Source organism: Acinetobacter sp. Ac8, assembly GCF_055392545.1.
Window position 1 is genome coordinate 4,550,826 of the sequence record NZ_AP043689.1, and the last position, 16,561, is coordinate 4,567,386.

The 16,561-nt window shown below is 38.7% G+C and carries 16 protein-coding genes and 1 pseudogene; 4 read left to right on the forward strand and 13 right to left on the reverse strand.

The window, feature by feature from the left end:
- Positions 1-15: 15 nt before the first annotated feature.
- Both ACZ5QH_RS21600 and ACZ5QH_RS21605 read left to right on the forward strand, forming a co-directional pair.
- Positions 16-666 (forward strand): annotated as a pseudogene (locus tag ACZ5QH_RS21600) (ATP-binding protein); the annotation flags it as partial.
- Positions 667-699: 33 nt separating this feature from the next.
- Positions 700-1,209: a GNAT family N-acetyltransferase gene (locus ACZ5QH_RS21605; protein ID WP_303576570.1), complete on the forward strand. Its 510-nt coding sequence runs from the start codon at positions 700-702 to the stop codon at positions 1,207-1,209.
- Positions 1,210-1,273: 64 nt separating this feature from the next.
- Here ACZ5QH_RS21605 and ACZ5QH_RS21610 read toward each other — a convergent pair whose 3' ends face one another.
- From ACZ5QH_RS21610 to ACZ5QH_RS21620, 3 genes are all read right to left on the reverse strand, one after another.
- On the reverse strand, positions 1,274-2,044 hold the full coding sequence (locus tag ACZ5QH_RS21610) for a TorF family putative porin (protein ID WP_303576569.1): 771 nt from the start codon (positions 2,042-2,044) through the stop codon (positions 1,274-1,276).
- The gene (locus ACZ5QH_RS21615) at positions 2,041-2,280 is read right to left on the reverse strand and encodes a hypothetical protein (RefSeq protein ID WP_166781698.1); all 240 of its coding nucleotides are present in this window, start codon (positions 2,278-2,280) and stop codon (positions 2,041-2,043) included. The genes ACZ5QH_RS21610 and ACZ5QH_RS21615 overlap by 4 nt, the downstream gene beginning before the upstream one ends.
- A 263-nt stretch (positions 2,281-2,543) precedes the next feature.
- Positions 2,544-3,314, reverse strand: coding sequence for a TorF family putative porin (locus tag ACZ5QH_RS21620; protein WP_303576568.1), 771 nt, complete (start codon positions 3,312-3,314; stop codon positions 2,544-2,546).
- A gap of 309 nt (positions 3,315-3,623) precedes the next feature.
- Between ACZ5QH_RS21620 and ACZ5QH_RS21625 the strand changes: the two genes are divergently transcribed.
- Positions 3,624-4,949, forward strand: coding sequence for an OprD family outer membrane porin (locus ACZ5QH_RS21625; protein WP_303576567.1), 1,326 nt, complete (start codon positions 3,624-3,626; stop codon positions 4,947-4,949).
- Between the two features lie 102 nt (positions 4,950-5,051).
- Here ACZ5QH_RS21625 and ppa read toward each other — a convergent pair whose 3' ends face one another.
- Both ppa and ACZ5QH_RS21635 read right to left on the reverse strand, forming a co-directional pair.
- Positions 5,052-5,576: an inorganic diphosphatase gene (ppa, locus tag ACZ5QH_RS21630; protein ID WP_004725270.1), complete on the reverse strand. Its 525-nt coding sequence runs from the start codon at positions 5,574-5,576 to the stop codon at positions 5,052-5,054.
- Positions 5,577-5,696: 120 nt separating this feature from the next.
- Complete coding sequence (locus ACZ5QH_RS21635) at positions 5,697-6,095, reverse strand: MAPEG family protein (protein ID WP_004725268.1); 399 nt, start codon at positions 6,093-6,095, stop codon at positions 5,697-5,699.
- A 67-nt stretch (positions 6,096-6,162) separates the two neighbouring features.
- Between ACZ5QH_RS21635 and ACZ5QH_RS21640 the strand changes: the two genes are divergently transcribed.
- Positions 6,163-6,588, forward strand: a complete 426-nt coding sequence (locus ACZ5QH_RS21640) for a hypothetical protein (protein WP_051065591.1) — start codon at positions 6,163-6,165, stop codon at positions 6,586-6,588.
- An 84-nt stretch (positions 6,589-6,672) separates the two neighbouring features.
- Here the strand turns inward: ACZ5QH_RS21640 and ACZ5QH_RS21645 are convergent, their stop codons facing one another.
- The 8 genes from ACZ5QH_RS21645 to ACZ5QH_RS21680 all read right to left on the reverse strand — a co-directional run bounded on the left by ACZ5QH_RS21645 (position 6,673) and on the right by ACZ5QH_RS21680 (position 16,324).
- Positions 6,673-8,346, reverse strand: coding sequence for a long-chain-fatty-acid--CoA ligase (locus ACZ5QH_RS21645; protein ID WP_004816532.1), 1,674 nt, complete (start codon positions 8,344-8,346; stop codon positions 6,673-6,675).
- Positions 8,347-8,495: 149 nt separating this feature from the next.
- The gene (gene parC, locus ACZ5QH_RS21650; protein WP_034612682.1) at positions 8,496-10,715 is read right to left on the reverse strand and encodes a DNA topoisomerase IV subunit A; all 2,220 of its coding nucleotides are present in this window, start codon (positions 10,713-10,715) and stop codon (positions 8,496-8,498) included.
- A 243-nt stretch (positions 10,716-10,958) separates the two neighbouring features.
- Positions 10,959-11,261, reverse strand: a complete 303-nt coding sequence (locus tag ACZ5QH_RS21655) for a hypothetical protein (protein ID WP_303576566.1) — start codon at positions 11,259-11,261, stop codon at positions 10,959-10,961.
- 184 nt (positions 11,262-11,445) lie between these two features.
- Positions 11,446-12,765, reverse strand: coding sequence for a niacin transporter NiaP (niaP, locus tag ACZ5QH_RS21660; protein ID WP_303576565.1), 1,320 nt, complete (start codon positions 12,763-12,765; stop codon positions 11,446-11,448).
- A 54-nt stretch (positions 12,766-12,819) separates the two neighbouring features.
- Positions 12,820-13,323, reverse strand: a complete 504-nt coding sequence (locus ACZ5QH_RS21665) for a GNAT family N-acetyltransferase (RefSeq protein WP_303576563.1) — start codon at positions 13,321-13,323, stop codon at positions 12,820-12,822.
- Between the two features lie 61 nt (positions 13,324-13,384).
- Complete coding sequence (locus tag ACZ5QH_RS21670; RefSeq protein ID WP_004816523.1) at positions 13,385-14,029, reverse strand: trimeric intracellular cation channel family protein; 645 nt, start codon at positions 14,027-14,029, stop codon at positions 13,385-13,387.
- Between the two features lie 61 nt (positions 14,030-14,090).
- Entirely contained in the window at positions 14,091-14,558 is a 468-nt protein-coding gene (locus ACZ5QH_RS21675) for a YchJ family protein (RefSeq protein WP_262087265.1), read from the reverse strand.
- Between the two features lie 182 nt (positions 14,559-14,740).
- Positions 14,741-16,324, reverse strand: coding sequence for a TerC family protein (locus tag ACZ5QH_RS21680; protein WP_303576561.1), 1,584 nt, complete (start codon positions 16,322-16,324; stop codon positions 14,741-14,743).
- Positions 16,325-16,561: the final 237 nt, after the last annotated feature.

A 16,561-nucleotide genomic window follows, 5' to 3' on the forward strand; every position in this document is an offset into this window, starting at 1 on the left:
ACTGTAAATGACAGCGGTTCAAATCCAAAACCCGGAGAAATTACGCTGGCGCACTTAGGTGTGCTATTTTTAGACGAGCTGCCTGAGTTTGACAAAAAAGTGCTCGAAGTTTTAAGGCAACCGCTTGAATCTAAAGAAATCGTTATCTCTAGAGCATCACGCCAAATTACATTTCCCGCCAACTTTCAATTGATTGCAGCAATGAATCCCTGCCCTTGTGGTTATGCATTTAACCAAGATAGTCGCTGCCAATGTTCGGCTGAAGCAATTAAGCGCTATCAAAATCGAATTTCAGGTCCATTATTGGATCGTATTGATTTACATATCGATGTGCCACCATTAAAAGCCCAAGAATTGCAGGATCAAACGCCTGTCGAAGATTCAGCCACAGTACGGGAACGGGTGATTGATGCATGTGATTTTCAAATCCAAAGACAAGGCTATTTAAATCATAACTTATCGCCAAAAGACTTAGAAAAATATGTGATTTTAGATGAAACATCCAAGCAGATGTTGGAAATGGCACAACAACGTTTGAATTTATCCGCGCGGGCATATCATCGAATTTTACGTGTTTCAAGGACCATTGCAGATTTGGCTCAAAGTGAGCAAATCCAAAGTGCCCATTTAACTGAAGCCTTGTCATATCGTGGAACTCAATCTTAGAATTAAAGCTATGACGTATAGAAGATAAATGACATGCTAAATTTAACCCTACGCAACGAACAAGCAGATGACATTGAAAATATTTTCAATCTCACTCAACTGGCTTTTCTAAATGCAGCGCATACTGACCATACAGAACACTTGATCGTCAATGCACTCAGAGAGGCAAATCAATTAACCATTTCAGTTGTTGCTGAATTGGATCAACAGATTATTGGGCATGTGGCAATTTCACCTGTGGAGATTTCTTCTGGTGCACAACATTGGTATGGTTTAGGTCCAATTTCAGTTGCACCAGAATATCAACAGCAAGGGGTTGGCAAAGCTTTAATCCACCACGCATTACAGCAGTTACAACAATTCAATGCCGCAGGATGTGTGGTCCTTGGAGATCCTGCCTATTATTCAAAATTTGGCTTTCAGCCACATGACTGTTTGATCCTTGAAGGTGTGCCTGCTGAATATTTTCAAGCCCTTAGCTTTGACCAAAGCATTCCACAAGGAACGGTAAAATATCATCCAGCATTTGAAGTGAAAGCCTAATTTATTTCCAAATCGCAAAAAATAAAGGTGACTCAAAATCACCTTTATAGATCTTAATTTGCGCTTAGAACGCTTTAGTTAAAGTAAACACCGCACCTGTTTCAACACCACGTTTCCCAGAATTAGTGAATCCATCAGTATCAATATTGGTTCCGACTGCTGCAAGTTCCGCTGTTACTCCTGGAATAGATTTAACTGCATAGTTCACCCCAACTTTCCAGTCGACATAATTGTCTTTACCATCAGGTAATGCTTTTTTATCCATTGTGGTATAGCCCACATTGGCAAGCCCACCAAACCCTGTATCACCAAATGGCGCTGAATAACCAACGTTAAAATTCCAACTGTTCCCACCAACTGCTGCCCAGTCATTGGTATAGTTCACATTGGTCAATAAACTACTGCCTTTAACCAAGACATCTGCAAATATTAATTTTGCATAAAACTCGGTCCAGTTAAAATCACTGCTTGCACTTGGATAATTATATTCAACAACACCAACATCTAAAGTCGGTTTAAAGGTTGGAGATAATGCCAATGCTGTTGTATAACCAATAGATGGATCTAATTCTAAATGTGGATCAGATGAACCAAAATTTACATTTGAACCCCAAAGAGCCGCATATAAACCTGAACTATGCGACAAGGTAAAACCCGCTTGTACTGCTGGGTCACTTAATGTTTGAGTCATACCGCGGAAACGATAGTCACTCGTTACGGCAGCACTACCTGAAAAGCTTAAACCTAATTTTGACAGTGCGTTGTCTTCCGCCATTGCCATTGTTGCTGTAGACGATAGAACTGCCAATGTTAGTGCTTTAGTTGAGAATTTCATCTTAAGTGCTCCCCCATCATACGATGTTTATTTGTTATGCTAAAATTTGATGAACTCCCTAAGCAATTAGCAATTGCCATGCCAAGATGAAACTCAAGCTGTTTATAAAATTCAGAAATACGCAGTAATCTATTGATTATCAATATTTTAAAATTAAAATATTGTGGATAATTTTTTTTATTCTTCAACTGTTGAATATATGCTATTTCAAGCATCACTTGATGAAACTGATTCATACCGACCTACTTTAAACATGGTTTTAATGCAAAGTAGTATGAAAAATCTAAGCGTAAATTTTCTATAATGTGCTTTATTGTTGTCATAAAAAGCGTATAAATATTGCTTTAGGCTTTTTATATAAGATGATTTTAGGGGTGCATATTGTTTTTGCTCAGAAAAAGCACACAGTTTAAAAAATGCCTAAAAAAAGTGCATGCCCAATGTTCAGTCATACACTTAAATAAAATGAGTCAGGCTGAATGACTCACGCATGTTCATGTTAAAAACTATAAGCTAAACCAAAGACCAGATTGTCCTTATACGCTTCACCTAGGCGATCTTTACCGCCGATCACATAGTCTAATGAAGCAGCAACACCTGTATCGGCAATGGTTTTACTGACTCCCAAACGTATTTCGCTCAATGCAAAATTCTGTTCGGTTTGCACAATACTGTCATCATGATGACTGTTATATAGAGATGCACCAATAGAAGTGTTAAAAATAAAATCTTGAACCAACGCATGACGATAAGCAATGCTGAGATAAACATCACCAGCATTGGCAGAGGATGCATCAGCTAACATCACTGAAGCACCCGCAGTTAGATTCTTATAACTTAGCTCAGCAGATAGATCCGTATATGTAGTTTTACGATGATCAGCTTGATCGGCATAAACAGTACCGCCTTTATGATAAACATATGCAGTGGTTTTTAAGTTATAGCTCCAATTTTGCGCAATTTCCTGAGCATAAGCTAAATAAAAATTATTTTCAAAACCATGATTTTGCGTATCATCTGCGGGGTTATAGCTCAGTGTAGAACCCCAATACCCCACCGTGATGCCACTTTTATGTGCATAACTTAAACCACCTTGCGCAGCAATATCATCATTTTCAACTCCACCTCGATAGATATACTTGGATACCAGTCCCACATTTCCAGAGATCGTGCCATTTTTAACCAAGACATTTGATTCGTCAGCAAATGTAGGGCACGACGCGATACAAATAGGCATTGCCCATAACAGTTTAGAAATAAGTGAGTTCATGATGGCAAACAGGTGGGCGTATAAATAAAGGCGAATTTTACTGTGTTTTTAAATTTTTGGTAAAAAACATGGAGATAAATTCAGCATATTTTCTAATTTATTTTACATTTCACATAAAATCATCATTTTAATAAATCCTTAGAACTTTTTCTCATAAGTAAAGAAATTAATATTGCGTAAAAGATTACAGAAATGTAATATTTTTGATCAAAAGAGATTCCCTTTTTATAGATTAAATATACAATTCATCCACAATCTGTTCTGAATTCAATCAGTCAGTGCAATCTATTCTCGTTCACGAGGCAATTCATGTTGAATGCTCCAAAACTTACTTTAGCTGTATTAATTAACGCGGTTCTAATATCCCCTACATTTGCTAGCGAACAAAGTGAAGCAAAAGGGTTCGTTGAAGATGCCAAAGGTTCTGTATTGTTTCGTACAGGTTATATTCTTCGCGATAAAAAACATGGTATTGATGATCAAAGCTCATTTGCACAAACGGCAATTTTTGATTTAGATTCAGGCTTCACTCCAGGTATCGTCGGTTTTGGTGTTGGCGCAGTTGGTGATTTTTCTTTTAAAATCGGTCCAAATACCCATGCTGGCAACAATATGATTGCACTTAAAAATAATGGTGCAAGAGATGCAAATGGTCGAGTTGATCCTTATGATCAATGGACGCGTGGTGGTGCAAGCGTAAAAGCTCGTTTCTCAAATACAACTGTACGTTATGGTACGCAAATTTTAGATTTACCTGTACTGGCAAGTAATACAACACGTCTTGTTCCTGAATATTTTACAGGTACGTTATTAACCAGCCATGAAATTAAAAATTTAGAACTTGTTGCGGGTAAATTCACTAAAGACCAAATGTCTGATCAGATCAGTACTGATGGTAATAAATTAGATGATGCGATTGTTTGGGGTGCTAAATACAAATTTGATGACCAACTGAGTGCATCTTATTATGGTTTAGATTCTAAAAATGCGTTAGAACGTCATTATATCAATGCAAATTATAAATACCCATTGGCAAATCAAAGTTCTTTAACTTTCGATTTCAGTGGTTATCACACCAAGTTTGATAAAAATGCCAATACCTATTCTGCAACTGGTCCTGTCGATGTGGATTATGCAAGTACAGGTAAAGCAGGCGTAGAAAAAACCAATAATATCTGGGCATTGTCTTCTACTTATAATCAAGGTCCGCACACTGTGATGTTGGCTTATCAACAAAATACAGGTGATGTGGGTTATGACTATGGTCAAAATGCTGACGGTTTCCAAAGTATTTATTTACCAAACTCTTATATGTCTGATTTTATTGGTAACCATGAAAAATCAGCACAAGTTCAATATAACCTAGACTTTAGCAATTATGGTGTTGCTGGCTTAAATTGGACCACAGCATTTGTTTATGGTTGGGATATTAAAGTTCGCAACGTGACTGATGATGCACAAGAACGTGAATTCTTTAATCAGGTGAAATACACCATGCAAAGTGGTTTTGCAAAAGATGCGAGCTTACGTCTACGTCACTCTTACTACCGTGCAAGTGAAGCGTATAATCCTGTCTATATTGGTGATACCAATGAATGGCGTATTTTCTTAGACATTCCTGTGAAATTTTTCTAATTTAGAATAAGTCTACAGAAACAAAAAAACCTGCATTGAATGATGCAGGTTTTTTTATGGGTTTGAACATTCTTTAATCTTCAAACCACATTTTAATCAGGCTTATTTTGCAGCTTCGATTGCTTTTAAGACTTCAGCTTTGGCAACTTCTGAACTTTCCCAACCTGTCAATTTAACCCATTTACCAGGTTCTAAATCTTTGTAATGTGCAAAGAAATGTTCAATTTGATTCAATAATAAAGCCGGAAGATCTGAATACTCTTTCACATCTTTATAAAGCGGAGTCAATTTGTCATGTGGAACTGCGATTAGTTTCGCATCGATACCACCATCATCTTCCATGTTTAATTTACCAACAGGACGACAACGAATCACTGAACCATGTACCAATGGGTGTGGAGTTACAACCAATACGTCTAATGGGTCACCATCTTCAGACAATGTATTTGGTACATAACCGTAGTTCGCTGGGTAGAACATTGCTGTACCCATGAAACGATCTACAAATAAAGCATCTGAATCTTTATCTACTTCATATTTAATCGGTGCAGCATTTGCTGGGATTTCGATAATTACGTAGATGTCATTTGGTGCATCTTTACCAGCAGGAATATTGCTATAGCTCATAGGATACTCTTTCAAGTGAGGTCTTATTTAAAATCTTGTCGATTATAACGCTAAATTGCGCAAACAGATGCGGATTATACATTTTGCATCATCAAAATGAATGAATTTCATCAAAACTGTTTAGACGATGCGAATAACCAATAACAATAAAATAATTGGGCAAGCTAAGGACAAAGCCCAAATAATGGTACGTAGCGCTGAAATATTGGCCAGATAGCAAATCCCATAAATAATGCGTAACACGATATAGGCGATCCCTAACATCATAATCAGATGTTGTGATACCACCATATACTCTGCCATTAAAATCGCAGCAATAAATAAAGGTAAGCTCTCAAAACTATTCTGTTGTACTGCATTGGCACGTGCCGCCAAGCCTGTAGTTTTGGCTAAAAATTCACGTGGATTCTGATTATCAGCAGCTTTAAAACCACCAGACGCTTTCGCAATAATGGTAAAAACATAAGGAAGTAAACAGGCAATTAGAATTAAATATATGATGCCATCTATCCCAGACATGATTTTTTCTCATGAAGTGTTAATGCGAGTTATCATAGCATGGCATGAACAGAATATTTTTTGTTAAATGCAGAGTTTTGCAAAATTGTGTAGTGAGGACAATAACGTGCAACCAGATCAAAATGAATTGTTTGAGGTTTTAGAAAAGCAGCGCCATCAACAAGCGGAGATTGATCGTATTCTTAAAATTGTATTGCCAATTTTGGCTTTTCTCTTGTGCGTGATTTGTGCAAATTACAATTGGCAATCCACCTTGGGGACGCTTATTGTTTTGGTGGTGGCCTTTTTTGCGGTCGGCATAAAGCGTATGAATCTATACTTTTGGTTAGCTATTATTGTCGTATACTGTTTAATCGATATTTATTTTAGCTATGGCAGTATTCATCCTTCTGCACTGGGTCGTCAAATGGGCACCATGCTGACCTTTACAGCAATTGTTGGCTTAAGCCGCCCCTATATTGACGGTTGGTATATTCGTTCTCATAAAAAATAAAATCACCATATAAAGCGATCGATTGTTTTACCTCAAGCATAAAAAAGCGCCCTTGTTGGCGCTTTTTTATCTTTAACTTTTCAATTATTTACGTAAATCTTTACGTAGGATTTTACCTACATTTGATTTTGGTAAATCATCCATAAATTCAACATAACGCGGACGTTTATAACCCGTTAAGTTTTCTTTTGCATATTCAAGAACTTCTTCAGTGGTTAAAGACGGATCTTTTTTCACCACAAATAGTTTTGGCACTTCACCCGATTTTTCATCAGGTACACCAATTGCAGCCACTTCAAGCACTTTTGGATGTTGCGCAATCACTTCTTCAATTTCAGAAGGATAGACGTTAAAGCCTGATACTAAAATCATGTCTTTCTTACGATCGACAATTTTGAAATAACCGCGGGTATCCATAATCCCAATATCACCAGTACGGAAATAACCGTCAGCTGTCATGACTTTTGCAGTTTCATCTGGGCGATTCCAATAACCTTTCATCACTTGAGGACCACGAATCGAGATTTCACCCTGCTCACCTTGTGACAAATGATTGCCATCATCATCTAAGATCGCAACATCAGTCAGTGGTAAAGGAATACCAATTGTACCGCTAAACTCAGTCGTTGCAGGCGGGTTTGCAGTTGCAACTGGAGACGTTTCAGATAAACCATAACCTTCAATAATGATGGTTCCAGTAACTTTTTTCCATTCTTCAGCGGTTGACGGCAACACGGCCATACCACCACCCATCGCCATTTTTAACTTACTGAAGTCGAGCTGTCTAAATTCTTCATTATGTACCAACGCATTGAACAAAGTATTTACCGCAGGGAAGAAACCCGGTTGGTATTTACGTAATTCTTTAATCACCGCAGGTAAATCACGTGGATTTGGAATCAGAATATTTGCCTGACCTTTATACATACCATACATCGCACACACCATGAATGCGAAGATGTGATAAAGCGGTAAAGCACAGAAGATACGATCATCTTTCGCACCATCACCTTGACCAAACTTACTTTGGAAAATGCCATCACATTGCAACAAGTTTGCCACTAAGTTACGGTGCGTCAGTTCCGCCCCTTTAGAAACACCCGTAGTACCACCTGTGTACTGAAGTACAGCAGTATCACTGAGGGTCATGGTTGGACGTTTATAATTGCTTGGACTTACTTTTGCCAATGCTGCATTAAACTTAATATGTCCTGGAATATTCCAGTCTGGAATTTGTTTACGCACTTTACGTAAAACAAAATTCACCAAAGTCCCTTTTAAAGTACCCAACATATCGCCAACGGATGCAACAACAACATGTTTTACAGGTGTTTTGCCAATAATCGCTTGATAAACAGTCGCAAAGTTTTCAACAATGACTAAAGCTTCAGCGCCTGAGTCATTAAGTTGGTGTTCTAATTCACGTGCTGTATAAAGTGGATTCACATTCACAAGTACCAAACCTGCACGGAATACACCTAAAGCAACAACGGGATACTGAAGGACGTTAGGCATCATCACTGCGACACGTGAACCTTTTGCCAAACCTAAACTTTGCAAATAAGTCGCAAATTTACGGCTTGCCAATTCAAGGTCACTGAATGACATCACTTTATCCATGAAGATAAAGGCATCACGTGAACCAAATTTTTGGAAATTACGCTCAAAAATATCAATAAGAGAGCTATTTTCCTGTGGCAATTCTACTGTTTCTGGAATTCCAGTTTTTTGATATTCAGCGAACCAAACTTTTTCCATAATGCCATAATCTCCAATCAGTAATCCTTAGTTTTAAACTGTTTTTCTCAATATTGAACATAATTTTTTGGCTTCTTTGTGCTCAATATTGCATCCATTTTCACGAACACTTTGCATATATAACGTATTTCAATCCAAGGATGCTAGTTTTATCTTTGAATCAACAGTTTATTTGCTTTTTGATATCCGCGCGGTAACAACTGACCTTTTGATGCGCGTTTACCGATATATTTCTGTAAATCTTCCCCTTTTAATTTTAATTGTTGCTGCCCTGCAAGCACTTGTATTACTTCATCTAAATTCAAAGTTAACATAAACTGAACAGACTCATTAGTTTCAAGTTGTATCAACTTATTTCCTTTACCTTTATTCAGCGTTGGCAACTCAGATAATTCAATTAAAAGTAGCCGTCCTGCTGAGCTGAGTATAGCCAAATGAGTATGATTTTCAACGACTTCAATTGGCATTGCTGTCGCATTTTCAGCAACAGTCAGGAATGTTTTACCCGCTTTGGCATTGGTATCCAATTGTTTAGCTTGCGATTTAAAGCCATAACCTTTTGAACTTACAGCAACTATTTCTTTTTCTTCATCTTCAATCAGGACTTGCATAAAGCCCACACCATTGGCTGGAGAAAGTTTTGAACTCAACGGTTCTCCTAAACCACGCGCCGATGGCAAACTATTGATGGCCAAAGCATAACTTCGTCCAGTTTCATCTAAAATATATACTTTCTGATTGGACTTGCCTTGTGCTGAACTCAAGTACTGATCACCAGCACGGAAATTTAATTTTTCAACATCAATATCATGACCTTTGGCTGCACGAACCCAGCCCGCTTCAGAAAGGATCACTGTTACCGCTTCAGCTGGCATTAAATCTTGTTCACTAATGGCTTGTGATTCTTCACGTTGCACAATCGGTGAACGACGATCATCACCAAACTTCTTCGCATCATCTTTAAGTTCTTCGATAATTAAAGATTTTAATGACTCTGGATTTGCAAGTTGTTCACGAATTACCGCTGCTCTGGCCTCGAGTTCCTCTTGCTCACGGCGCATTTCCATTTCTTCAAGTTTTGCCAAATGGCGTAACTTAAGCTCTAAAATTGCTTCTGCCTGAACTTCATCAATATTGAAACGCATCATCAATACGGGTTTAGGTTGATCTTCTTCGCGAATAATTTTGATCACTTCATCAATGTTCAAATACGCAATGATCAAACCACCAAGAATATGTAGGCGCTTTTCAATTTTATTCAGATGATATTGCAGACGACGTGTGACAGTACTCTTACGAATTTCAATCCATTCTAATAAAATGCGACGGATTGATTTAACTTGTGGACGACCATCAGCACCGATCATGTTCATATTGACACGATAGCTCGACTCTAAATCGGTTGTCGCAAACAAATGACTCATGACTGCATCGGCATCAATACGGTTTGAACGTAATACAATCACCAACCGTGTTGGGTTTTTATGGTCTGATTCATCACGTAAGTCACTGACCAATGGCAGTTTTTTGGCTTGCATTTGATCTGCAATTTGCGTGATGACTTTTGAGCCAGAAACTTGATATGGCAGCTCAGTGATGATAATTTCATTTTTTTCAATGGTATATACGGCACGGGTACGATAGCTACCACGTCCAGTCATTTGAATTTTTAATAATTCATCACGTGGTGTAATAATTTCTGCTTTGGTCGGTAAGTCAGGTGCAGGAATATATTCTGCAATTTTTTCATCTGTTAAGTTTGGATTACGGATTAAAGCAATCGTACCTTTAACCACTTCACGTAAATTGTGTGGCGGAATATCCGTTGCCATTCCCACTGCAATACCAGTGGTACCATTGAGTAAAATATTTGGTACACGTGCTGGTAAATTGACAGGCTCTTTCATTGAACCATCAAAGTTATCTTGCCAATCACAGGTCCCTTGACCTAATTCAGAAAGCAACAAATCACTATAAGGTGAGAGTTTGGCTTCGGTATAACGCATGGCTGCGAATGATTTAGGATCATCAGGCGAACCCCAGTTCCCTTGCCCTTCAATAAATGGGTAACGGTAACTAAATGGCTGTGCCATCAACACCATAGCCTCATAACAGGCTGAGTCACCATGCGGATGGTATTTACCCAATACATCACCGACTGTACGTGCAGACTTTTTCGGCTTACCGCTTGGTTTTAATCCCAATTCGCTCATCGCATAAACGATACGGCGTTGTACAGGTTTTAAACCATCACTGATGTGTGGCAATGCACGATCCATAATCACGTACATGGCATAGTTGAGGTAAGCTTGTTCAGTAAATTCTGCTACGGAACGATTTTCTGTCGCATGATGCGCAAGGCTTGTCATAACAACCTTTTATCCTAAATAAGTGCGTTCTAAATAAATGTTTTGTATCTACGTTCTTATGCTAAGTCGCAGGGTCTGACTACACAAGTGCAAGTGTACCCTACAACGACAAATTGCGTCTTTAGATCTTTCTAATGACGTAAAATTATCCATTTTTTAAGAAATGAGCAACTTTTATTTAAACTGCTATTTTTAAATTGGGGTATGCGCTTTATTTCAAATGAAATTTATAAATGCTGAAACTTATTGAAGTGGTCCATTTCGCGTTTTTATAGAATGAATGCTCGAACTCAACAACCACCCGATCCCATATAGAAGCAGCAAAGTAACAGGAACCACAAAACTGTACGCTTGCGTCCAAGACAGCCGATCGAATAAAGCGCCTAAGCCAATTGCATTAAATGCCGAGACTTGAAAACCTATCGGTAATTGTAAGAAAACAAAGTTTCCTTTGTTATCCGTCATTGGGTCTAACGCGATATAAAGACAAAATGCGGTAAGCAAAAGATAAACAATACAAAAGCTTAATCCTATTTTACTTTTCATTATTTCGCCCTCAATACTGGTCTGATCTATTTGATAATATCGCTATGAATGGTTAGTTTTTTTAATTTTAACGTTAGAGAAATTAAAATGGCTGAGAGGCAAGATTAACCCTATATCAGCCATTGTATACTTTTTCTTTGTTATCGTTTTTTAGCGCTATGTTTTTATATATTTCAATAAACCACTATAACCCAATCTCTTCTAAGGTCTTACCTTTGGTTTCTTCACCCAAGACCAAAACCACAGCTGCAACAGCGAAAAGTACAATCGTAAACATCATAAAGACGGAACTAAATCCATCACTTGCCACCATCATATGGGTTACCACCAACGGTGCGACAATTCCCCCCATACGACCGATTGCAGATGCCCAACCTGAGCCAAAAGCACGAATATTGGTTGGGTATTGTTCAGGCGTATAAGTATATAGCACCCCCCATGCACCCAAATTAAAGAACGACATTAAGCATCCCCACAACATAATCATATTGACTGAAGTCGCTTGACCAAAGAAGTAAGCAGAAAGCGCACACATAGCAATAAAACCAGCGAGTGTTACTTTACGTCCAAGCTTTTCCACCAACCAAGCCGCAGCCACATAACCGGGTAATTGTGCCAAAATCATCCCGAGCACATATTCAAAAGACTGCACAATGGTATAGCCCTGCTTGACCAGCAAACTTGGTAACCAAGTAAAAATGCCATAATAAGAATAGACGATACCAAACCAAATCAACCACAGCATCAAAGTACGACGGGCAAAAGCACCTGACCAAAGCTGTGAAAATGAAATCGTTTGTTTTGCTGAAACAGGTTTGACTTCAATGGTTTCAATCACTTCTACCCCACACTGCTGTTCCAGTTTCTGTACCAGTGCATGGGCTTCTTCAATTCGTCCACGATTAATCAAATAAGGAACCGATTCAGGCACTTTTTTGAGAATCATAAAAACATAAATTGCAGGTAAACCACCAATCAAAAATGCTATATGCCAACCATAATCAGGAATTACAAAATAAGAAATAAGCGCAGCAACAAGCCAGCCAAGTCCCCAGAAACTTTCTAAAAGTACGATAAATCGACCACGTACTTGAGCGGGGATATATTCACTGACCAAAGTCACAGCCACAGGAAGTTGCCCACCCAGCCCTAATCCGACAATAAAACGGAACAGCAATAACCAAGTCAGATTCGGTGCAAAAGCACATAACGCGGTTGCAATGCTATAGGTCACCAAAGTAATCGCAAAGACTGTTCTACGACCAATTCGATCAGCCAAACCACCTGAAAATACAGCACCAATTGCCATACCCACAAAGCCAATGGAGACTACCCAGCCTTTTTCAGTAGGGGTCATTTGCCATTCTTCTGCCATTTTGGTGAGAATAAAGGAGATCAGTCCTGTATCCATGGCATCAAACATCCAGCCCAACCCGATCACCCAGAGTAAGGTATAGTGAAATTTACCTATGGGTAAGCGTTGTACACGTGATACTAAATCCATAATGCACTCAACAAATATGTAAAAGCAGAAACACCTTTGGCTCGCTGTTTAATTTTAAAGACTGAACAGCAGAATTTCTCCTGCTAGTCCGTCAAAATCTTTAAACTCTTGAGAATGGAAACCATTGTTTATCAATATTTTTCTTGAAGCTATATTTTCGGGATCAATAATAGCCATGAGATCCTTTAAATATGCTTGTTGTTTTGCATGCTCAATTAAAAATATAACAACCTGACTGGCAATACCTTTCCCCCAATATTCAGGTAAAAGCATATAACCCAATTCCGCAGTTGTTGCTGTTGGCTGATCCAACTCAAGTTTGGCTAAACCGATAAAGTCATTTGTTTGAGCATCAAGAATTTTATAATTTCCCAATGCTACATCATAGGCATTCTTAGATAAAATCTTGGCAAATTCCGTATGCGCTTCCTCAAGCGTTAATGCTCGTTCGGTAATCATTTGCATGACTTTAATATTTTTGACCAATTCAAAATACACAGCAAAATCTAGCTCAGTAAATTTTTCAAGTTTAAGATTTTGCTGAATCAGATATGACATAGCAAGCTCAAAGTTAAACGTAGCGATTCACAGTCAATAGCTGCTGTTCAAGCATCCATTCTTAGGACTCATCTTTAGAAGATGCCGATTGTTCATCATGATCTTTATAGATAAATTTCGGCATTTCCAAACCAAAATAAATCGCCACACAACGTAATGCAAAACCAAAAACTAAAGTAGAAACCACGGTAATTTCAAGCGATAAACCAAAATCTATACAGAACCAATAGAAAATTACCGCAACAAAGGAAATCGACGCATACAGTTCACGACGGAAGACCAACGGAACATCATTACACAGAATATCTCGTAGAATACCACCAGATACCCCTGTTAATACCCCAGCAACCGCGGAAACCACAAAACCATGCCCCATTTGCAAGGCAATTTGACAGCCAATAATGGTAAAACCAATTAAGCCTAAAGCATCCAACAATAAGAAAATGGAATGTAAGTGCTTCATCCATTTGGCAATAATAATGGTGACAAAGGCAGCACAGCATGTCAGGACAAGGTATTCAGGATGTTTCACCCAAGTCAGTGGATAATGTCCAAGTAAAACATCTCGCACAGAACCGCCACCGAGTGCAGTGACACAGGCAATCAGTATCACCCCAAACCAGTCCATACTGCGTCGTCCTGCGGACAACGCTCCAGTCATGGCTTCTGCTGTAATAGCTATAATATAAATAATCGTCAGTAACATTGCCCTTCATCCACTGATGGGAAAAGATGCGCGCTATTTTAAGTCAAAAATGAACTAAAAGTTATAAAAATTGTGCGCAACATTGCTTAAATTTTTTGGTGGATCCACAAATACATGGCTGTTTCATGGTGATTGGCTGATCTGTGGTTGGATCTAAGAAATACCATACACCATCATGCTGGACAAAGTGTGAAACTTCATGGTGTATTTGAGCCTGCTGACCATCGTGAAAATGTGCTTTAAATTCAACTTGAGCATGATTTTTATCGAGCTTTTCTTGGGCTTGCACCACTTCGAGACTGAGCCATTGATTGGCTTTGCTCCAGTCTGAAATCGCTTTAACATCCAAAGCTTGCTGCTGTCCAAGCGCAGTGGTCTGAACAATATAATCAATCTCATGTTTGGCAAAAGCGCTATAACGCGAACGCATCAACTGTGCTGCTGTCTTGGCTTTGTTCTGACCCAAATGTAGCGGCTGACAACATTCAGCATAAAGCGCTGAACCACATGGACAGGATAGATTGGACATGAAAATACTCAAAATCTGAATAGGTTCAATGATAATCCAACCCAGCAGGAAATCGAAACCTATTCTTTCTATATGAATGATGTCATCTGGACATCATTTTAACGATATGGTTTAAATCATTATTTTCAAAAACAAAATAAAAAGAAGCCAGTCTTTCGACTGGCTTCATTACAACAAATCCATTAGGACTCGGCATCTTTAGATTTTGTTAATGCCATAATATGCACCTTCTCAATCTTATGCCCATCCATCGTTACCACTTCAAACTCATAACCATCGACTTGAAGCTTTTGACCATTTTCAGGCAAACGCCCGAGATGGAACAGGATATAACCCGAAAGGGTCGAGTATTGTTCTGACTCATCGACTAAATCACGACCTAACAGCAAAGAAACATGACGAATATCGGTTGAACCTTCAAGGATCAACGAACCATCTTCAAGACTTTCCGCAGCAGCTTCTAGTTCATCTTCATCAGGGAACTCGCCTGCGATTGCTTCAAGAACATCAATCGGCGTTGCAATCCCTTCAATTGACCCATATTCATTTAGTACAATCGCCATTTGTAAGGGTGCCTGACGAAGTTGTTCCATCACCATCAACACTTGCGCATTTTCATGCACAATCACAGGCTCGCGTAAGTGTTTTTCAAAATTTAAAACACCCGTTTCGATATAATCATTTAAAACTTTATGGGTTAAAACAATACCCGCAATATTATCCAATTCACCATGTGCCAAAATTAAACGTGAATGTGACATTGCCATCAAATTTTCTTTAATGCTGGCTTCGTCTTCACCCAAATCTAACCATTCTAGTTCAGGGCGCGGTGTCATGACCGATTTTACTGGACGTTCTGATAGTCCCAAGACCCCTTGAACCATAACACTATGGTAAGCACCATTTTCATCATCAAAAATTTCATCTGCCAGTGCTTGTGTTGCGATCACATCATCCGCTTTACCATTTTGACTATCGGCACTTTTTCCGCCTAGCATTTTCAATACCGCAGAAGCTGTACGGAAACGTAAGTCGGTCGTTGTCACCATTTTCTCTTGGTTTTTACGCATGGTTTGGTTCATAAATTCGATCAGTACCGAGAAACCAATCGCTGCATATAAATAACCTTTTGGAATGTGATAACCAAAACCTTCGACGATCAATGAAAAACCAATCATCATCAAAAAGCCAAGACATAGAATCACGACTGTTGGGTGCTTATTGACAAAGTCCATCAAGGCTTTTGATGCCCACAGCATAATAGCTACGGCAATCACCACAGCGATCATCATCACTGAAAGTTCTTTCACCATTCCCACCGCGGTGATCACACTGTCTAGGGAGAATACTGCATCTAAAACAACAATTTGGACAATGACCATCCAAAATACTGCATGAACAGGATTTTCTTCTTTAAGATCCTGACCACCTTCAAGGCGTTCATGTAGTTCCATTGTGCCTTTAAACAATAAGAACACACCACCAAACAGCAAGATCAGATCACGCCCAGAAAAAGCATGCTCAAAGAGATGGAATAATGGTTCGGTTAATGTCACCACCCATGCAATGGATGCCAGTAACACCATTCGCATACAGAGGGCTAGTAAAAGCCCAATAATCCTTGCTTTATCACGTTGTTCAGGCGGAAGTTTTTCTGCCAAAATTGCAATAAATACAAGGTTATCAATACCCAAAACGATTTCTAAAACAACTAAAGTTGCAAGACCAACCCATGCAGAAGGATCAGACATCCACTCAAGTATCATTGATCTTGCTCCATTGAAAATGTGCAATAGCTATTTTCAGCATCTGAGAACTGTAAATTTCGGAATTGAGAAGAAAACTTTAGTGTATTTTGAACTATTATTTTGTCTAAAGATTGTGCATTTTCGGAGCGACTACAACCACTACCCATGATGATTCATTTGTTGATAAATAAGCGTTAATTATAGGCAATCCAGATAGGAATTTCATCTCATTTATCAGGATTTTTACTGATTTAT